Here is a 16,675-nt window from a genome sequence, read left to right on the forward strand (position 1 = left end):
GAGCCGGGATTGTCCGAGCAGGCAGTAGCCGAGTACCGGATCGAGGATCTGGCGCACCACAGCGGTGCGACCGTGCGCACGATCCGGGCCTACCAGGACCGCGGCCTGCTGCCGAAGCCGGAGCGGCGGGGCCGCTCCAACGTCTACCGGGACACGCATCTGGCGCGGCTGCGCCAGATCGCCGACCTGCTGGACCGCGGCTACACCCTGGCCTCCATCAAGGAATTGCTGGAGGCCTGGGACGCGGGGCGCGGGCTCGGCGGTGTCCTCGGGCTGGTCGCCGAGGTGCACGGACCGTGGACGGACGAGGAAGCCGCCCGGATCAGCCGGGACGAGCTCAACGACCGGTTCGGCGGCAAGCCCGACGACGACGCGGTGGGCGAGGCGTGCGAGCTGGGCGTACTGGAGCGGATCCCCGGACGGCCGGACCAGTTCCGGGTGCCGTCCCCGCAGGAGTTGGCGGTGGCCGCCGAGCTGTACGCGGCCGGGGTCCCGCTGCCCGCGATCACCGGTCACCTGCGGGAACTGCGCGGCCAGGTGGAGCACATCGCCTCGCGCTTCCTGGAGTTCACCACGGAGCACGTCTTCGCGCGCTACCTGGGAGCCGTCCCGCCGACGGACTCGGACGCCGCCGAGGCGGCGACGATGGTACGCAGACTGCGGCCGCTGGCCCAGCAGACGGTGGATGCGGAACTGGCCCGGGCGATGCGGCTCTTCGCGACCCGGCACCTGCAGCGCCATCTCGGCGCGGCCGGGTCCCCGCAGCCTTCGGGTCCGACCCCGGTGGCTCTGCCCGCCGAGACGGTCCGGGCGGTCCAGGACCTGGTGGGCGCCGACCATGTGGCGGAGTTCGTCCGGGCTGCCACGGAACGGGAGCTGCAGGCCCGGACGATGAACGATCTGGCGAGTCGGGGCGGCCGGTAGTGCTCGATCAGTAGTCCACAGGGCGGATCCCTCTTTTGCCGCCGAAACCGGCGCAAAGGGCTGTGGACAACTCCGGCGCCCCTGTGGGGAACTGTGCCCTGGAGGTCAGCTCACGGTCTGGTAGGCCTGGCCAGTAGTGCCGATTTCAGCCACCACTGCCGTCTCGGCCACCTCGCCCACCTCGGCCGCCGGGCGCTTCGGGGCCCGTCGGCCGTTCCCGTAGAGCAGCGCCGCGAGGGCCAGACCGAGGATCCCGCCGAGCAGCTGGGCGGCGATGAAGCCCGGCAGCGACTGCGGGGCGATGCCGGTGAAGGAGTCGCTGAAGCTGCGCCCGATGGTGCCGGCCGGGTTCGCGAAGGACCCGGAGGAGGTGAACCAGATCGCGGCGGCGATGTACCCGGCGACCGCGACGGGGATGAACTTCGCGCGGCCGATCCGGCCGAGTCCCTGGATCACCAGGACCAGTCCGGCCGTGGCGACGACCTCCCCGAGGAGCAGGTGTCCCCCGCCCCGGACCTGGGTGGAGAAGGTGCCCGGGGTGTGGCCGAACATCACCTCGGAGAGGACGGCTCCGCCGATGGCCCCGGCGGTCTGGGCCGCGGTGTAGACGAGGGCCTCGCGCCCGTCGAGCCCCTCGCCCCCGATGCGCCGGCCCCACCAGGAGCTGAGGGTGACCACGGGGTTGAGATGGGCTCCGGAGAGCGGGCCGAAGAGGGTGATGATCAGCCCGAGGCCTATGGCGCTGGCGAGCGAGTTGGCGACGAGGGCGACGCCGGCGTCGGCGGAGAGTGCGGCGGCCTGTATCCCGGATCCGATGACCACTACGAGCAGAGCCGCGGTGCCGATGAGCTCAGCAGCCGCGCGACGCGACAGAGACGCACCATTTGTCATAATATACTTCCCCTTTGGTGGCAGTTCCGCGGAAAATGTATTCCGTATCTTGGAAACGCGACAGAGGGAGTCCAGGTTCGACGAACTGGCCGAAAATCCCTGCGGCGGACCCCGCCGACCCGGCACGCTGGACGAATGGATGACAGACGCACCGTCAAGGTGTCCAAATACGTCTCGAAACACCTGCGGCATCAGCCGGAACGCATCGGACTGGTGCTCGACCCCCAGGGCTGGGTGGAGATCGACGATCTCCTCGGCGCCGCGGCCGCCCACGGTTTCCGCATCAGCCGGGCCGAACTCGACCACGTCGTCGCCGCCAACGACAAGCAGCGCTTCGCCGTCGAAGGCACCCGGATCCGGGCCAGCCAGGGCCACACCGTCAGCGTGGACCTGGGCCTGCCGGAGGCCGAACCGCCCGCGTACCTCTACCACGGCACCGTCGCCGCCGTCCTGGACGCGATCCGCGCCGAGGGGCTGCGCCCGATGGCCCGCCACCACGTGCACCTTTCTCCCGACCGGGAGACCGCGACCCGCGTGGGCGCACGGCGCGGCCGCCCGATCGTGCTCAGCGTGGACGCGGGAGCGATGCACGCCGCCGGACACGTCTTCCGGATCAGCGCCAACGGGGTGTGGCTGGCCGATTCCGTGCCCCCGGAGTTCATCCGCTTCTCCTAGTTCCCCCCTGACCTCCCCTCCGAAGGCCGGGCCCTCCGGGGCAGCGGAATTCACCGGGAGATTGTCGTACCGGCCCCCTACGCTGTTCCTCGCTCCGGGATCTGTGAGGGGGGTACCTCGCGGTCGCCGAACCACCGACACAGCACGCGAGGTGACGCACCATGACGTCCGCACAACCGGCCCCGATCGCCGAACCGGCCGATTCCGAACCCTCGGCGAACACCTTCCAGGTCGATCTGCGCGGCCTGGTCGACCTGCTCTCCCACCACCTCTACTCCAGCCCGCGCGTCTACGTCCGCGAGCTGCTCCAGAACGCCGTCGACGCGGTCACCGCCCGCCGCGCCCTGGATCCCGAGGCCGAGATCGGCATCCGCCTGTCGGCCGCCGGAAACCGGGTGACCATCGAGGACAGCGGCATCGGCCTGACCGCCGCCGAGGCCCACTCCCTCCTCGCCACCATCGGCCGCAGCTCCAAGCGCGGAGGTGAGCACGGGCTGGAAACCACCCGTCAGGAGTTCCTCGGCCAGTTCGGCATCGGCCTGCTCGCCTGCTTCGTCGTCGCCCGCCAGATCCGCGTCGTCACCCGCTCCGCCCGCGACCCCCTGGCCGCGCCCGTCGAATGGCTGGCCACCGACGACGGCTCGTACACCGTGCGCGAACTGCCCGCCGACGCCCGCACGGAGCCCGGTACGACCGTCGTGCTGGAGGCCCGCCCCGGCGCCGAGGAGTGGCTCGTCCCGGCCAAGGTCGAACAGCTGGCCCGTGACTACGGCTCCCTCCTCCCCTACGACATCACCTTCCACGAAGGCTCCGACGAGGGGTCCCGTGAGGGCTCCGGCGAAGGCTCCGCACCCCGCCCGATCACCGACCGGCCCGCCGTGTGGGACCGCGCCTTCCCCACCCCGGCAGCCCGCCGCGTCGCACTCGCCGGGCACTGCGCGCAGCTCTTCGGCTTCACCCCGCTCGACAGCATCGACCTCGACCTGCCGGTCGCCGGAGTGCGCGGAGTCGCGTACGTACTGCCCGAGCCGACCAGCCCCGCCCACCGGTCCGGACACCGCGTCCACCTCAAGGGCATGCTGCTGACCGACAAGGCCGACAACCTGCTGCCCGACTGGGCGTTCTTCGTCCGCGCGGTCCTCGACACCGACACCCTGCGGCCCACCGCCTCGCGCGAGAACCTGTACGACGACGAGACCCTGGCCGCCGTGCGCGAGGCCCTCGGAGCCCGCATCCGCACCTGGCTCGCCGAGCTCGCCGCGAGCGAACCGGAGCGCCTGGCCGCCTTCCTGAGCGTCCACCACCTCGGGGTGAAATCGCTGGCCCGGCACGACCCCGAGCTGCTCGGCCTGATGCTGCCCTGGCTGCCCTTCGAGACCAGCGACGGCTCGATGAGCCTGGAGGAGTTCGCGGCCGCGCACACCGACATCCACTTCACGCGCACCGTGGAGGAGTTCCGCCAGATCGCCCCGATCGCGGCGGCCCACGGCCTCGGAGTCATCAACGCCGGCTACACCTACGACGCCGACCTGCTGGCCCTGCTGCCCACCGTGCGGCCGGAGCTCAAGGTCACCGAGCTCGATGCGGGAGCCGTCACCGAGCGCCTCGACCCCGTTCCGACCTCCGCCGAGCTGGCCCTGGCCCCCTTCCTGGCCACCGCCCGCACCCGGCTGGAGCCCCAGAGCTGCGATGTCGTCCTGCGCGCCTTCCAGCCCGTGGCCGTCCCCGCGCTCTACCTCGACGACCGCCAGGCCCGCCAGGAGCGCGACCGCACCGCCGCCCTGGACAGCGCCGACTCGCTGTGGAGCGGCATCCTCGGCGCACTGCGCGGCTCCGCCCCGCGCGCCCGCCTGGTCCTCAACCACAACAACCCGCTGATCCGCCGGATAGCCGCCCTCCCCGACGAGGCGCTGACCGCGACCGCCGTCGAATCGCTGTACGGGCAGGCCCTGCTGATGTCCCAGCGACCGCTGCGGCCGGGCGACACCACCCTGCTCAACCGGGCCTTCCTCGGGCTCCTGGAATGGGCCACGCACCCCGCCGACACCCGGGAGGACGAGAAGTGAGCACGATGACGCGCGAGGAGATCGAGCGCGGGCTGGCCGAGAACCGGCAGTCCCCCGGCGGCACCGCGCGCAACGCGCACGCCGAGGCACTGTCCGCCGCCGCCGAGGCCAGCGGGGACCGCGCGCTGTTCCGCGAGGCCCTGGACACCCAGATCAACGCCTACCTGTACAGCGCCGAGTCGCCGAAGATGCTCGTACCCTTCGCCCGGCTGCTCCAGGAGTACGACAAGGACCCCGGCGCCTTCTCCGAATGGGACACCCACTCGCTGTTCTGGCAGTTCAAGTGGATCGCCACCGCCATCAGCCACTCCCCCGAGGTCCCCATGGACTCCGCGACCGGCTGGCTGGACGAGATGGAGCGCCGCTACCGGATCGCCGGTTACAGCGAGCGTCCCGTCCGCGAGTCCGAGCTGTGGCTCGCCGACTCGACCGGCGACGACGAGCGCGCCGGGCAGGCGTACGCCCGCTGGCAGGCCGCCGACCGCGACGACATGAGCGACTGCCATGCCTGCGAGCTCAACGGCCAGGGCCAGTACGCGGTGATGCGCGGGGATGACGCCGAGGCCCTGAAGGTCTGGCAGCCGGTGCTGTCCGGCGAGCGGACCTGCGCCGAGGAGCCCCACCGGGTGCTGGCCACCTCGCTGCTGCCGCTGGTGCGGCTCGGCCGGCTCGACGAGGCCCGCTCCGCCCACCTGCGCGGATACCGGCTGGCCCGGGGCAACGAGAGCCTGCTGCCCTCGCTCGGCCGCCACATCGAGTTCTGCGCGCTCACCGGCAACGAGTCGCGCGGCCTGGAGATCCTCTCCGAACACGCCGCGCACGTGGGCCCGCTCGCCAACCTCTCCGACCGGCTGGCGTTCCACGGCGGCGTGCTCGTCCTGCTGCGCCGTCTGAAGGAACTGGGGCACGGGCAGAGCCCGGCCGTCCCCTACGAGGGTGTCCCGCACACCGTGTCCGAGCTCTACGAGGTGCTGCGCGCGGGCTCGCTCGACACGGCCCGGCGGTTCGACGCGCGCAACGGCTCCACCCGGGTCTCGGAGCGGTTCCTCCAACGGATCGGCCGGGCCCCGCTGGCCGCGGCCCTGCCGCTGGGCGTACGCAGCTCCGCGCTGGCCGCGCTCCCGCGGCCGCGCCCGGTCCCCGTCCAGGTACCGGCTCCGGCTCCGGCTCCGGCTCCGGCATCCGGTCATGACGCCTCCTCATCAGACGGGGGCTTCGCCGGGCTGGTCGAGCGGGCCCGGACGGCACGGGATCTCGGACACCCGGGGTCGGACGCGCTCTGGAACGAGGTGGCGGTACACCCCGAGGCCGCGGCGGACCCGCTGATCGCCGCCGACGTGGCGGACCACCGGGCCCTGGCGGCCGCACGGACCGGGGCCGAGGACGCCGCGGAACTGCTGACCGGGGTGCGCGAGGGCTACCTGGCGCTGGGCCGGCCGGAGCGCGCGGCCCTGACCGAGCTGCGGCTGGCGACCGTGGCCGCGCAGTCCGGGACGGGCGCGCAGGAGCTGCGCGGGCTGCTCGCGGTGGCGTTGCGCGCCGCCGAAGCACTGGACGCGGCGGAGCCGTTGCGGACCCGGCGGATCGCCCTCGCGGAGCTGACTTCGATCCGGGTGGAGTCCTACCTCCGCTCGCTCGAAGGAGCCCACGACGGCCACGCGGACCATGCCGGCCACGCCGGTCACGACCACGGGCACGACCACGGGCACGGCGAACTGGTCGCCGAGCTCGGTGCCTTCATCGATGCCTACGAGGCCTCCGCCCTGCCCGACGTGATCGCGGAGGCCGAGGAGATGCTGGGCCGGCTCGCCCTCTCGGAGGGGGACCCGGAGCGAGCCGTGGCCCTGCTCGCCGCCTGCGCCGACCGGTCGGTGACGGCGGGCCTGCCGTGGCTCGCCGTGGACCCGCTGGTGCTGCGGGCCGGGGTGCTGATGTCGCTGGACCAGCCCGCGGAAGCCGAGGCTGCGGCCCGGGCGGCGCTGACGCACGCCGCCGAACTGACCGACCCCGAGGCGCAGGGCGTCGTACGGCTCACCCTGGCCGACGTACTGCTGCGGCGGAGCGAAGCGGACGCGGAGGCCGCCGGGCACGCCCTGGAGGCGGCGCACTGGTTCGACCAGGCCGGACTCACGGCGCGCGGCGGGGCCCAGGCCCGGCTGATGCTCGCCCGGTGCCACGCCCGCGACGGCCGCGCCGCCGAGGCGGCCGAGGTGCTCCAGTCGACGCTGCCGGACCTGCTGGAGCACGGCGAGGGCCAGGCCGCGTCCGTACGGGAATTCCTGGGCGATCTGCTGCGCGAGCTGAAGGACCCCCGGGGCGCGGCGGAGCAGTACCTGTGCGCGGCGGAGGTGGCCAAGGACTGGGAGGACCCGCGTCCGCAGGCGAACTTCGCCCAGGCCGCGGCCGACCAGCTCTCCGAGGCGCGGCTGGTGCCGGAGGCGGTGGCCGCGTACGAACGGGCTCTGGAGCTGCACCGGCGCTCGAAGGACGCGCCGATCGCCGAGGTACGGATCCTGCGGTCGCTGGCCTGGCTGGGGCTGCGCGACGAGGTCACCAACGCGACGATGGCAAGGGCTCGGACCAGGATGGAGGAGGCGGCCGAGGTCCTGGCCGCCGCGTCGGCCGGGGCTCCGGATTCCCGGGAGCTGCGGGCCGAGCTCGCCGAGACCTGGAACCAGCTGGCCCAGGTCCTCGACCGCCGTGTCTGCGCGGACGTGGAGGACGACGACGAGGACGAGGACGGGGACCGGGACGGCGAAGTCGCCGCTGCCGCCGAGTCGCTGAGCGGGGCGGAGCTGGAAGCGCTGCGGCTGGAGGAGATCGTGCTCTGGGAACGGGCCGCCGGTCTGCACGCCGAGCTCGGGCCGGACCGGCTGGAGTCCCGGTTCCAGTGCGTGACCAACGCCGCCTGGACCGAGAACGAGCTGGGCCGGCCCGAAGCCGGCGCCGCCCGGGTGACGGCGTTCGCCGACGAGCTCCGCGCACTGCCCGGGGGCACGGCGTCCGAGTGGCTGCTGGAGAGCGCCGAGCGCACCGTGGAACACCTGCTGCGGGCCGCGGCCTGACAACCCGGCGCCGTCCTCTGCCTCTGCCTCCGCCTCGCACCGTGCGGCGGAGGCAGAGGCGGAGCCGTCCGGCTCAGCCGAGCTGGGCGAGCCCCTCGGTCGCGATCCGCTCGAAGACGTCCTGGTCGGCGGCGAACTCGGTATCGGGGATCGGCCAGTGGATCACCAGCTCGGTGATGCCGAGATCCTGGTGGCGGCCCGCGAAGTCGACGAAGGCGTCCACGGACTCCAGCGGGCCCCCGCGGTCCGGGGTGAAGCCCGTGAGCAGGACCTTGTCCAGCTCCGCCACGTCCCGGCCGGTCTCCACACAGGCCTTGCCCAGCTTGTCGAGCTGGCCCCGGATGGCCTCCACCGACTGCTCCGGGGTGCCCTCGTCGAAGATCTTCGGATCGCCGGTCGTCACCCACGCCTGCCCGTACTGCGCGGCGAGCTTCAGTCCGCGGGGTCCGGTCGCGGCGACGGCGAAGGGCAGTCGGGGCCGCTGGGCGCAGCCGGGGATGTTGAAGGCCTCGTCGGCCGAGTAGAACGTTCCCCGCTGCGAGACGGAGTCCTCCGTGAGCAGCCGGTCGAGCAGCGGCAGGAACTCGCCGAACCGGTCGGCCCGCTCCTTGGGGGTCCACGCCTCCTGGCCGAGCACGGTGGCGTCGAAGCTGTTGCCGCCGGCGCCGATGCCGAGCGTGATCCGGCCGCCGGAGATGTCGTCCAGGGAGATCAGGTCCTTGGCGAGCGTCACCGGGTGGCGGAAGTTGGGCGAGGTGACGAGCGTGCCCAGCCGCATCCGCTCCGTCGCCGTGGCGGCGGCCGTGAGCGTCGGCAGCGCACCGAACCACGGACCCTTGCGGAAGGTCCGCCAGGACAGGTGGTCGTAGATGTAGGCGGCGTGGAACCCCAGTGCCTCTGCCCGCTGCCAGCGCTCGCGCCCCCCTTCGTGCCACCGGTGGACGGGAAGGATCACAGTGCTCAGGCGCAACGTCATACCCCTGAGCCTACGACCGTCGCCGGGCCTCCCTCACGCTCCACGCTGGGCGTTCTTGCGCCACAGCTCGAGCATCAGCGGTGATCCCATGGGCGCCGGAGCCCGGTAGCAGACGTCGAAGTGACAGATCCGACAGTTGCCCGAGACCGAGGTGGCGCTCAGGGAGACGGCGGTGCCGTTGTCCGTGATGTGCCAGCGTTTGCCCGCCGGGACGGAGCCGGACGGCCAGGAACCGGGCTCGATCATCAGCCAGCGGCCCCGCACCGTGCGGTGCCACTCGGCAGCGCCGCCGCAGATGCGGCAGATCGTCCCGCCCGGGGCCTGGCCGGCCCGGACCGGGGGTGCGGCGCCGCCACCGCCGGCGGCTTGGGCCAAGGGGCCCGAGGGGCCGGCCAGGATCTCCCCCACCAGCACCGGCTCGCGGTCCGGACGAGCGGATCCCTCCCACTCGCAGCGTGAGCAGAGCGACATCCTCAGGCTCATGACCCGTCTGGCGTACGGGCCGCCGCAGGAGTCGCAGTCCGACTTCCGGGTTGAAGGGATGAGCACGTCGCCCCCCGTGTGACGTCATCGAAACCGGCGAGGAGATCCTTCCACCCACCACTGACAACCATGTGGCGATGTTTCACGTGAAACATCGCCATCGGCCCCGGCCCCGACAGGGGTCCGGCCCGGCGACCCGGGCTCATGGGCGAAGATGGATCCGTGACCTCGGCTCCCCAGTGCCCGGACGGGCCAACCCCCACGCCCCGGCTCATCGCCACCGACCTCGACGGCACCCTGCTGCGCGACGACAAATCCGTCTCGCAGCGCACCGTCGACGCACTCGCCGCCGCCGAGGAGGCCGGCATCGAGGTCTTCTTCGTCACCGGACGCCCGGCCCGCTGGATGGGCGTGGTCAGCGACCACGTCCATGGCCACGGCCTGGCGATCTGCGCCAACGGCGCTGCCGTCGTCGATCTGCACGCCTTCGATCCGCACACCGACCGCTCGCCCACGGGCCGGGAGTTCGTCCAGGTCAGGGCCCTGCCCCGGCTCACCGCGCTCAAGGTGGTGGAGGCTCTGCGGGCCGCCGCCCCCGGTACCTCGTTCGCCGTCGAACTGACCACCGGCATCAACTACGAGCCTGCGTACCCGCCCTTCTTCCAGGACCCGGGCGCCAACGTCGCCACCGCCGAGAAGCTGCTCCAGGAGGACACGGACGACGACTCGGCGCCCGTCCTCAAGGTGCTCGCGCACCATGCCGAGCTGGCGCCCGACGAGTTCCTGGAGCTGGCCCGCGCCCACGCCGGCGCGTACGCCTCGATCACCCGCTCCAGCCCGACCGCCCTGCTGGAGATCAGCGGACCGGGCGTCTCCAAGGCCAGCACCCTCGCGCTGTGCTGCGAGGAGCGCGGTATCTCGGCGGCCGAGGTGGTCGCATTCGGGGACATGCCGAACGACGTGGAGATGCTCGGCTGGGCGGGCACCTCGTACGCGATGGGCAACGCCCATCCGGACGTGATCGCGGCCGCGTCCGGCCGTACGGTCGCCAACAACGAGGACGGCGTCGCCCTCGTCATCGAGCGCATCCTGGCCGACCGGGCTGCCCGCCCCCGGTCCTGAGGAACCGCCTAGAGCGGGGCCTCCCACACCAGGGTGGTCCCGCCGCCGTCCTCGTCGAGGCCGGGCCCGTACGAGCTGGAGCCGCCGAGCGATTCGGCCCGTCGGCGCAGGTTGCGCAGCCCGCTGCGCCGCCCGCCCTCCGGGATGCCCACGCCGTCGTCCGCCACCTCCAGCCGGACCCCGGGCCGTCCGTCGGCCAGGGTGACCGTGGCGTCGAGCACCACCTCGATGCGGGAGGCCTCGGCGTGCCGGAACGCGTTCGACAGGGCCTCGCGCAGGGCTGCGATCAGGTTCTTGCCGACGAGTTCGCCGACGACCGCGTCGATCGGCCCGAGGAAGCGGTGCGCGGGCTTGAAGCCCAGCGGCACCGCAGCCATGTTGATCTCCCGCAGTACCCGGGTGCGCAGACCCGAGGGGACTTCCGCCGGGCCCTGCTGGAGGGCGAAGATCGCGGTGCGGATCTCCTGGATCGTCACGTCGAGCTCGTCCACGGCCTTGCCGACCCCGTCACGCACCTCGGGCACGATCGACCGGCGCTGGGCGCCCTCCAGCATCATGCCGGTGGCGAAGAGCCGCTGGATGACCAGGTCGTGGAGATCGCGGGCGATGCGGTCGCGGTCCTCGAAGACCGCAAGCCGTTCCCGGTCGCGCTGCGCCTCGGCCATCATCAGCGCGAGCGCCGCCTGGGAGGCGAACTGCGTGGCCAGGGTCCGCTCGGCCTCGCTGAACGGCCGCTTGCCGCGGGCGCGGGGGGTGACGAGCGCTCCCAGCACCCGGCCGCCGCTGTGCAGCGGGAGCATCATGCAGGCCCCGTACTGGCTCGTCAGGCGGCTGATCATGCGCGGATCCGAGGCCGCGTCCTCCACGAAGACCGGCTCGCCCTCCAGGAGCCTGGCGACCACGGGGCTCTCGGCCGGGATCACCACGCCGAGCGAGGTGGCCGGGTTCTCCGCGGAGACCGCGACGATCTCCATCCCGCCCTCCTCGGCGGGCAGCATCACGATCCCGGCGGCCGAATCGGCGAGCCGGCGGGCCTGTTCGGCGACGACCGCGAGCGCGTCGTCCGCGTCCCCGCCCGACAGCAGGGCGGTGGTGACGGCGACCGAACCGTCGATCCAGCGCTCGCGCTGGGTGGCGGCCTCGTAGAGCCGGGCGTTGCCGATGGCGATGCCCGCCTCGGTGGCCAGTACCCGGACCATGTGGACGTCGTAGTCGTTGAACTCGCCGCCGCCGTTCTTCTCGGCGAGGTAGAGGTTGCCGAAGATCTCGCCCTGCACCCGGATCGGGACGCCGAGGAAGGTCTTCATGGGCGGATGGTGCTCGGGGAATCCCGCCGAGCGCGGGTCCTTGCTCAGGTCGGCGAGGTGCACCGTGTCGGGGTGGGAGATCAGGGCGCCGAGCAGGCCGCGCTTCCCGTCCGGGCGGTGCCCGATCTTCTTGGCCAACTGGTCGCTGATGCCGAAGGTGACGAAGTCCGATAGCCCCCGGCCCTCGGTGTCGACGACGCCGATGGCCGCGTAGCGGGCGTCCGCGAGCTCGGCCGCCGTCTCGCAGATCCGGTCCAGCGTGGAGTGCAGCTCAAGGCCGGTGCCCACCGACCGCATGGCTTCCAGGAGCTGTGGCACCCGGGCCGTGAGCTCGGTGGACAGCCCCTGGAGACTCCGGGTGGCAGCGGTCGCGGCCTCCAGCGGGTCGGGCTTTCCCGGTGACGGCTCCGGCGATGACTCGGGCGATTGCTGGGACTCCTGCGCTGACATGCTCTTGAGACTAGTTAGTCCGCTTTAGTGAGGAAAGTCGAGAGTGAGGGGAGTCAGGAGTGAGGGGAGTCAGGAGCAAGGAAGGACGAGCCTTCGGAATCGGCCGTCGTGCGGTCCGCTGCCCTCTCCCGCTCCAGAAGCCTCCGCAGTGGCCCCTCGACAGCGGCGAGCTCCGCGTACGCCCCGCGCTGGACGACCGCGCCGCGGTCCAGTACGAGCACCTCGTCCACCGCTTCCAGCCCGGCCAGCCGGTGCGTGATCAGCACGGTGGTGCGGCCCTCGGTCGCGGCCAGCAGGTCCGCGGTCAGTGCGTCCGCGGTCGCCAGGTCCAGGTGCTCGGCCGGCTCGTCCAGGACGAGAACCGGGAAGTCCGCGAGCAGGGCCCGGGCCAGCGCGAGGCGCTGGCGCTGACCGCCGGAGATCCGCTCGCCGTGCTCACCGACCAGGGTGTCCAGCCCGTCGGGAAGGCCGTCGGCCCACTCCAGCAGCCGCGCCGCGGCGAGCGCTCCGCGCAGTTGCTCCTCGCTCGCCCCGGTGCGGGCCAGGCGCAGGTTCTCCCGCACCGAGCTGTCGAAGATGTGGGCGTCCTGGGCGCACAGGCCCACCACCCGGCGCACGTCGTCCCCGTCGAGCGCACGCGCGTCGGTCCCGCCCAGGGTGTACGAGCCTTCGTGCTGGTCCAGGAAGCGCAGCAGAACCTGCGCCAGCGTGGTCTTGCCCGCGCCCGAGGGGCCGACGACCGCGACCCGGCGGCCCGCTTCCAGGGTCAGGTCGAGCCCGCGCAGGGCGTCGTGCTCCTGCCCGGGATGGCGGGCGGCGAGCCCCGTCAGCCTCAGCGGGAAGGGCGAGGCGGGCAGCACCTCGGGCCGCTCGGGCTCGGTGACCGGGACGGGCGAGTCGATGACCTCGTAGACCCGCTCGGCGCTTCGGCGGACCCGCTGGCGGTACTGGACGGCCTGCGGAAGCCCGGTGACGGCCTCGAAGGCGGCGAGCGGAGTCAGCACGACCACGGCCATGGCCACCCCGGACAGCCGGCCCCCGGCGACGGCGCTCGCGCCGACGGCGGAGGCGCACACCACGGTCAGCCCGCACAACAGGGCGGACAGCCCGCTCCCGAGCCCGGTGACGGCGGCCGTGCGGGCGGCGATCCCGGTCAGGGTGCGGTCGCTCTCCTTCGCGGCGGCCTTCCGCCCGCCGAGGGCTCCGGCCACGGTCAGCTCCGCGGTCCCGGTCAGCAGATCGGCCACCCGGGTGGCGAGCTCCCCCCGGGCGGGCGCGAGCCGGCGCTCCGTACGGCGCGCGCAGACCGCGCTGACGAGCGGCACCCCGACGCCGGCGGCGATCAGCCCGGCCGCGAGCGCGGCTCCGGCCTCGGGAAGCAGCCAGGCGGTGAACGCCACCGACCCGGTCCCGACGAGCACAGCGGTGCCGACGGGCAGCAACCAGCGCAGCCAGTAGTCCTGCAGGGCGTCGGCGTCGGCCACCAGCCGGGTCAGCAGGTCCCCGCGCCGCTGCGCGCGCAGCCCGGCGGGGGCGATCCGCTCCAGCCCCCGGTACACGGAGACCCGCAGGTCGGCCAGCATGCGCAGCACGGCGTCGTGGGACACGAGCCGTTCCGCGTACCGGAAGACGGCCCGGCCCATGCCGAAGGCCCTCGTGGCGGTGACGGCCACCATCAGGTACAGCACGGGCGGCTGTTCGGAGGCCCGCGAGATCAGCCAGCCGGAGACGGCCATCAGCCCCACGCTGCACCCGACGGCCAGTGCCCCGAGCAGCAGCCCGAGCCGGAAGCGGCCCTGCCACGCCTTGGCCACGGCCCTGACCCGCCGCAGCGGGTCCCGCCCGCCCGTATCGGCTCCGGCCGCCTTCGCCACCCGCTCGGCGGGCGCGCTCCCGAGGATCCACTCCCCGGGGTCGCTCACTCCGGCAGGGTCCGCCGCCTCCACGCCCGAGCCCTCGGAGGTCCGGGCGAGGGCGGAGGCGGGGGCGGGCGCGGGGTGCGGAAGCAGCCCCGCGGGGCCCGCCCCGACGCGCACCACCCGGTCGGCGACGGCGAGCAGCGCCGGCCGGTGCACCACCAGCAGCACGGTCCGCCCGACCGCGAGCCTGCGTACCGCCTCCACGACGCCCGCTTCGGTCTCGCCGTCCAGCGCGGCCGTCGGCTCGTCCAGCAGCAGCACCGGCCGGTCCGCCAGGAACGCCCGTGCCAGTGCGAGGCGCTGCCGCTGCCCCGCGGACAGACCGACACCGCCCTCGCCGAGCAGCGTGTCCGCGCCGTGCGGCAGTCCGGCCACGAACTCCCAGGCCCCGGCGTCCTTCAGGGCACCGACGACGGCCTCGTCCTCGGCTTCCGGCCTCGCCAGCCGTACGTTCTGCGCGATCGTCCCGGCGAACAGGTGCGGCCGCTGCGGCACCCATGCGATCCGCTCCCGCCACTGTTCCCGAGAGAGCTCCGCCAGGTCCACGCCGCCGACCCGCACCCGGCCGGCGCTCGGGGTCACGAACCCCAGCAGCACCTGGAGCAGCGTGGACTTGCCCGCGCCGCTCGGTCCGGTGAGGGCCACGCATTCGCCGGGCGCCACGGTCAGCGAGACCGGTCCGGGGGAATCCTCGCCCCGGCCCTGGTACCGGACCGCGACCCCGTCCAGTTCGATCCGCAGCCCCGCAGCGGGTACGGCGGCCGTGCCGCCCGCCTCCGGGGCCGGGGTCTCCAGCACGTCGAAGATCTCTTCCGCGGCCGCCAGCCCCTCCGCCGCCGCGTGGTACTGCGCGCCGACCTGACGCAGGGGCAGGTACGCCTCGGGTGCCAGGACCAGGATGACCAGCCCGGTGTACAGGTCCAGTTCCCCGTGCACGAGCCGCATGCCGATGGTCACGGCCACCAGGGCCACCGAGAGGGTCGCCAGCAGTTCGAGCGCGAAGGAGGACAGGAACGCGATGCGCAGGGTGCGCATCGTGGCCTGCCGGTAGTCGTCGGTGATCTTGCGGATGGACTCGGCCTGGGCCTTCGCCCGGCCGAAGACCTTCAGGGTCGGGAGTCCGGCCACCACGTCCAGGAAGTGCCCCGACAAGCGGGACAGCAGCCGCCACTGGCGGTCCATCCGGGACTGGGTGGCCATGCCGATCAGGATCATGAAGACCGGGATCAGCGGCAGTGTGACCACGATGATGGCCGCCGACACCCAGTCCTCGGTGACGATCCGGGCGAGCACCGCCACGGGGACGACGATCGCGAGCCCCAGCTGGGGCAGGTACCGCGAGAAGTAGTCGTCGAGCGCGTCCACGCCCCGGGTGGCCAGCGCCACCAGGGATCCCGTCCTCTGCCCGCTCAGCCAGCCGGGCCCCAGGTCGGCGGCCCGGTCCAGCAGCCGGCCCCGCAGCTCCGACTTGACCGCCGCGCTGGCCCGGTGCGCGGCCAGCTCCGTCAGCCAGGCGACCAGGCCCCGTCCGAGCGCCACCGCCGCGAGCAGCAGCAGGGGCGTCCGGAGCTGCGACCCGTCCAGTCCGTCCTCGAAGGCACCGACCACGATCTCGGCGATCAGCATCGCCTGGCCGACGACCAGCCCCGCCCCGGCGAGCCCGAGAGCCACCACCGCCCCCAGGAAGAGACGGGTGGAACGGGCGTACCGGAGCAGGCGCGGGTCGATCGGTTTCACGTGAAACATCCCTCGGGAAGGGTCAGACGGGGCCGGTCGGCCGGCCGGGACTCAGTGCGCGTCGGCGATGTGCTGCGTACCGATGCGCTTGCGGAACACCCAGTAGGTCCACGCCTGGTAGAGCAGGACGACCGGGGTCGCCACCCCCGCGCACCAGGTCATGATCTTCAGGGTGTACGGGCTGGACGAGGCGTTGGTGACCGTGAGGTTCCAGGCGTCGTTCAGGGAGGACGGCATGACGTTCGGGAAGAGCGTCAGGAACAGCATCGCCACGGCGGCCGCGATGGTGACTCCCGACAGGGCGAACGCCCAGCCCTCCCGGCCCGCGAAGTTGAAGCCGAGGGCTCCGACCAGGGACAGGACCGCCACGATCATCGCGACCAGGCTCCAGCCGTCGCCGCGCGAGACCTGGGTCCAGATCAGGAAGGCGAGCGCCAGCACGGCGGTCACCACCCCGAGCCGCATGGCCAGCTTGCGCGAGCGGTCCCGGATGTCACCGACCGTCTTGAGCGAGGTGAACACCGCGCCGTGGAAGGTGAAGAGGCTCAGGGTGACCAGGCCACCGAGGATCGAGTAGACGTTGAGCAGGTCGAAGAAGGTGCCGACGTACTCCTTGTGCTGGTCGATCTTCACGCCGCGCACGATGTTGGCGAAGGCCACGCCCCACAGGAACGCGGGGATCAGCGAGGTCCAGAAGATCGCGTGTTCCCAGTTGGTCTGCCACTTGTCCTCGGGACGCTTGTGGCGGTACTCGAAGGAGACGCCCCGGATGATGAGGCAGATCAGGATGATCAGCAGCGGCAGGTAGAAGCCGGAGAAGAGGGTGGCGTACCACTCGGGGAAGGCGGCGAAGGTCGCACCGCCCGCCGTGAGCAGCCAGACCTCGTTGCCGTCCCAGACGGGCCCGATCGTGTTGATCAGGACCCGCTTCTCCTTGCGGTCGCGGGCCAGCAGCTTGGTCAGTACGCCGACCCCGAAGTCGAAGCCCTCGAGGAAGAAGTAGCCGATCCACAGGACGGCGATGAGCACGAACCAGACGTCGTGGAGTTGCATGGTGTGG

General features: G+C 72.8%; 11 protein-coding genes. 5 read left to right on the forward strand and 6 right to left on the reverse strand.

The genetic code is table 11. From position 1 onward, the window contains the following. The first annotated feature begins 9 nt into the window (after positions 1-9). On the forward strand, positions 10-924 hold the full coding sequence (locus tag OHU74_RS17665; RefSeq protein WP_330297385.1) for a MerR family transcriptional regulator: 915 nt from the start codon (positions 10-12) through the stop codon (positions 922-924). A gap of 105 nt (positions 925-1,029) precedes the next feature. Here OHU74_RS17665 and OHU74_RS17670 read toward each other — a convergent pair whose 3' ends face one another. Continuing rightward, on the reverse strand, positions 1,030-1,815 hold the full coding sequence (locus OHU74_RS17670; RefSeq protein WP_371616794.1) for an aquaporin: 786 nt from the start codon (positions 1,813-1,815) through the stop codon (positions 1,030-1,032). Between the two features lie 135 nt (positions 1,816-1,950). Here OHU74_RS17670 and OHU74_RS17675 point away from each other — a divergent pair, with 135 nt between their 5' ends. The 3 genes from OHU74_RS17675 to OHU74_RS17685 all read left to right on the forward strand — a co-directional run bounded on the left by OHU74_RS17675 (position 1,951) and on the right by OHU74_RS17685 (position 7,621). Then, positions 1,951-2,490 carry an RNA 2'-phosphotransferase gene (locus tag OHU74_RS17675; protein ID WP_371616795.1) on the forward strand — a complete coding sequence of 180 codons (540 nt, stop codon included), beginning with the start codon at positions 1,951-1,953 and terminating at the stop codon, positions 2,488-2,490. 161 nt (positions 2,491-2,651) lie between these two features. Then, positions 2,652-4,556 carry an HSP90 family protein gene (locus OHU74_RS17680; RefSeq protein ID WP_371616796.1) on the forward strand — a complete coding sequence of 635 codons (1,905 nt, stop codon included), beginning with the start codon at positions 2,652-2,654 and terminating at the stop codon, positions 4,554-4,556. Beyond that, positions 4,553-7,621: a tetratricopeptide repeat protein gene (locus OHU74_RS17685; protein ID WP_371616797.1), complete on the forward strand. Its 3,069-nt coding sequence runs from the start codon at positions 4,553-4,555 to the stop codon at positions 7,619-7,621. Before OHU74_RS17680 ends, OHU74_RS17685 begins: the two co-directional genes overlap by 4 nt. A 73-nt stretch (positions 7,622-7,694) precedes the next feature. On the opposite strand, the gene OHU74_RS17690 is transcribed toward OHU74_RS17685, so the two are convergent. Both OHU74_RS17690 and OHU74_RS17695 read right to left on the reverse strand, forming a co-directional pair. Continuing rightward, positions 7,695-8,597 (reverse strand): LLM class flavin-dependent oxidoreductase, encoded by a 903-nt coding sequence (locus OHU74_RS17690; protein WP_371616798.1) that lies wholly within the window; start codon positions 8,595-8,597, stop codon positions 7,695-7,697. A 33-nt stretch (positions 8,598-8,630) separates the two neighbouring features. Continuing rightward, positions 8,631-9,068 (reverse strand): DUF6083 domain-containing protein, encoded by a 438-nt coding sequence (locus OHU74_RS17695; protein ID WP_371616799.1) that lies wholly within the window; start codon positions 9,066-9,068, stop codon positions 8,631-8,633. 216 nt (positions 9,069-9,284) lie between these two features. Between OHU74_RS17695 and OHU74_RS17700 the strand changes: the two genes are divergently transcribed. Then, positions 9,285-10,202 carry a Cof-type HAD-IIB family hydrolase gene (locus OHU74_RS17700; RefSeq protein ID WP_371616800.1) on the forward strand — a complete coding sequence of 306 codons (918 nt, stop codon included), beginning with the start codon at positions 9,285-9,287 and terminating at the stop codon, positions 10,200-10,202. Positions 10,203-10,210: 8 nt separating this feature from the next. Here OHU74_RS17700 and OHU74_RS17705 read toward each other — a convergent pair whose 3' ends face one another. From OHU74_RS17705 to cydB, 3 genes are read right to left on the reverse strand one after another with little or no spacing between them, the layout of a single operon-like run. Then, entirely contained in the window at positions 10,211-11,959 is a 1,749-nt protein-coding gene (locus OHU74_RS17705) for a GAF domain-containing sensor histidine kinase (RefSeq protein WP_371616801.1), read from the reverse strand. 53 nt (positions 11,960-12,012) lie between these two features. After that, a complete protein-coding gene (cydD, locus tag OHU74_RS17710; protein ID WP_371616802.1) occupies positions 12,013-15,615 on the reverse strand; it encodes a thiol reductant ABC exporter subunit CydD in 3,603 nt (1,200 codons plus the stop codon). A 51-nt stretch (positions 15,616-15,666) separates the two neighbouring features. Further along, complete coding sequence (gene cydB / locus OHU74_RS17715) at positions 15,667-16,668, reverse strand: cytochrome d ubiquinol oxidase subunit II (protein ID WP_371616803.1); 1,002 nt, start codon at positions 16,666-16,668, stop codon at positions 15,667-15,669. Between the last annotated feature and the right edge of the window lie 7 nt (positions 16,669-16,675).

The sequence above is a fragment of the Streptomyces sp. NBC_00454 genome (genome assembly GCF_041434015.1).
Classification (GTDB): domain Bacteria; phylum Actinomycetota; class Actinomycetes; order Streptomycetales; family Streptomycetaceae; genus Streptomyces.

Excerpts from the sequence above, each read along its gene's own strand:
- OHU74_RS17680 (WP_371616796.1), top strand. The coding sequence starts at position 2,652 with ATGACGTCCGCACAACCGGCCCCGATCGCCGAACCGGCCGATTCCGAA.
- cydB (WP_371616803.1), bottom strand. The coding sequence starts at position 16,668 with ATGCAACTCCACGACGTCTGGTTCGTGCTCATCGCCGTCCTGTGGATC.
- OHU74_RS17690 (WP_371616798.1), bottom strand. The coding sequence starts at position 8,597 with ATGACGTTGCGCCTGAGCACTGTGATCCTTCCCGTCCACCGGTGGCAC.
- OHU74_RS17705 (WP_371616801.1), bottom strand. The coding sequence starts at position 11,959 with ATGTCAGCGCAGGAGTCCCAGCAATCGCCCGAGTCATCGCCGGAGCCG.
- OHU74_RS17700 (WP_371616800.1), top strand. The coding sequence starts at position 9,285 with ATGGGCGAAGATGGATCCGTGACCTCGGCTCCCCAGTGCCCGGACGGG.
- OHU74_RS17675 (WP_371616795.1), top strand. The coding sequence starts at position 1,951 with ATGGATGACAGACGCACCGTCAAGGTGTCCAAATACGTCTCGAAACAC.
- OHU74_RS17670 (WP_371616794.1), bottom strand. The coding sequence starts at position 1,815 with ATGACAAATGGTGCGTCTCTGTCGCGTCGCGCGGCTGCTGAGCTCATC.
- OHU74_RS17695 (WP_371616799.1), bottom strand. The coding sequence starts at position 9,068 with ATGTCGCTCTGCTCACGCTGCGAGTGGGAGGGATCCGCTCGTCCGGAC.